A 2,086-nucleotide genomic window follows, 5' to 3' on the forward strand; every position below is an offset into this window, starting at 1 on the left:
TCCCGGTGTCGGTAGAAGCTGGTAGAAGCTGGTTTCGGGCGGTCGCGCTCAGTTGATCTCGTCCAGGACGGCGTCGCCGTAGGCCCTGCTCTGACAGGCCAGGCGCATCGCGGGGCTCTCTTCGCCGAGGAGCCCGAAGAGCCGCTCCTCCCGTGCCGTCCGCGGCGACAGGTTCTCGCCGCCGCTCACGATCCGCACGACACAGATCCCACACCTGCCGGATCTGCAGCCGAACGTGATGATGTCGTCCATCTCGATGAGTTCAACACAACCATCGAATTCGACCGTCTCATCGGCGTTGACAAATTTCAGACTTGGCATTCGGCACCTCCATGCCGCCCGGTCGGACGGACAGCCGACCAGCCAGACGCAGAACCGTCGTCGACCACAGTGACTCCTTCAGCGCTCCGGCCCGGTTCCCCTGGACAGAGGAAATCCGGCGCCTTCTCTTCGGACAGTCCCGGTGACTACAAGATCTTCTGAACCGATCACGCCTGCTTGGGTATCCGGAAAAGAATCCCGTTGGATACCGCGCCAGGGAACACGACAACGCTTGGCAATCCCTTTGAAGAACGGCAGGGAATATGCCTGAACCATAGTCGCCTTCACTGCCCAGGAGGTTTTCCGCAACCGCCTGTCGGCAGACCGGAGTAGCGGCGGCCACCTACGCCGAAACCATCCGTTTGCCGTTCGATGACGGGACTACGCGAATTACTTTACGTGCCGCCCCCCGGAACCATCGGCTGACACGACGTAACACGTCTGTCGAGCGCCTGACACGCCGGTCCAGACGGATCCACGATCGGTGGGTTAACAGGCTTGACAAGACTCGGAACCCGACCACCCGAGCGTCGCTCTGTCTTTGTTGGCCCTTTTCGGGTCGGACCGCCGGCCCACCGAGAACGGGCCGGTGCCGGATCCTGTCGTGGGCACGACGATCCCCCGACGCCTGGTGGCCTCCGGTCGCCGTCACCGTCGGCGTCGCCGTCACCGTCGGCGTCGCCGTCACCGTCGGCGTCGCCGTCACCGTCGGCGTCGCCGTCACCGTCGGCGTCGGCGTCGCCGTCACCGTCGGCGTCGGCGTCACCGCCCGCCGGCCGAGCGCGGCGCCGCGCTCGGCGTACCGGCGGCGACGCCCGCCGACCGGTCGCCGCGCAGCGCATACACCCGGACAATGGGACGGGGCCGCACATGACGCCCGACAGACCCGCCGCAGGACACGGAGGACACCATGCCGAAGACCGCTGTCATCACGGGCGGCGCGGGCGGCATGGGGCTCGCGACCGCCAGAATCCTCGGCCGCGACCATCGTGTGGTCATCAGCGACGTCAACGGGCAGCGGCTCGACGACGCCGTCACCGAGCTGAAGGAACTGGGCGTCGAGGCGGACCGCGTCGTCTGCGACATCACCGACCGGGCGGCGGTCACGGCCCTGTTCACCCGCGCGGGCGAGTCAGGACCGGTCACGGCCGTCGTGCACACCGCCGGCGTCAGCCCGCAGATGGGCTCGGCCGACACCATCATCCGGATCAACGCGCTCGGCACGATCCACGTCACCCAGGCCGCGCTGGCCGTGGCGGGCGAGGGCTTCGCGCTCGTCAACGTGGCCTCCATCGCCGGGCACATGCTCCCCGGCTTCCTCATCCCGAAGCGGGCCTACAAGCTGGCCGATGTGGACGTCGAGAGGTTCACAAGGAAGATCGTCGCGGCCGCGAGCCGAGGCCCGAAGGCGTCCCGCCCCGGCTCGGCCTACTCGCTCAGCAAGAACTTCGTCATCTGGTACTCCCAGCGGCAGGCTGCGGCGTTCGGCGCGAAGGGCGCCCGCATCCTGTCCGTCTCCCCCGGCTCGTTCGACACCGCCATGGGCCGGCTCGAGGAGGCCAGCGGCGCCGGGAAGCTCCTCGACCACGCCGCCCTCAAGCGCTTCGGTCGGGCCGACGAGATCGCCGAGCTACTCGCCTTCTGCGCCAGCGACCGACCCGGCTACCTCACCGGCACCGACATCCTCTGCGACGGCGGAACCAGGGCCGACCTCACCCTCAAGGGCATGATCGCGATGGCCCGAGGCGCCTGAACGGCCCTGGCA

At 68.1% G+C, this 2,086-nt stretch carries 2 protein-coding genes; one reads left to right on the forward strand and one right to left on the reverse strand.

Annotated features, from left to right (window positions below):
• Window positions 1-48 precede the first annotated feature (48 nt).
• The gene (locus tag FREUN1FDRAFT_RS47310; protein ID WP_006545839.1) at window positions 49-321 is read right to left on the reverse strand and encodes a 2Fe-2S iron-sulfur cluster-binding protein; all 273 of its coding nucleotides are present in this window, start codon (window positions 319-321) and stop codon (window positions 49-51) included.
• 910 nt (window positions 322-1,231) lie between these two features.
• On the opposite strand from FREUN1FDRAFT_RS47310, the gene FREUN1FDRAFT_RS38950 reads away from it, so the two are divergent.
• The gene (locus FREUN1FDRAFT_RS38950; RefSeq protein ID WP_006545959.1) at window positions 1,232-2,074 is read left to right on the forward strand and encodes an SDR family NAD(P)-dependent oxidoreductase; all 843 of its coding nucleotides are present in this window, start codon (window positions 1,232-1,234) and stop codon (window positions 2,072-2,074) included.
• Window positions 2,075-2,086 lie beyond the last annotated feature (12 nt).

The sequence above is a fragment of the Parafrankia sp. EUN1f genome, assembly GCF_000177675.1.
GTDB lineage: Bacteria > Actinomycetota > Actinomycetes > Frankiales > Frankiaceae > Parafrankia.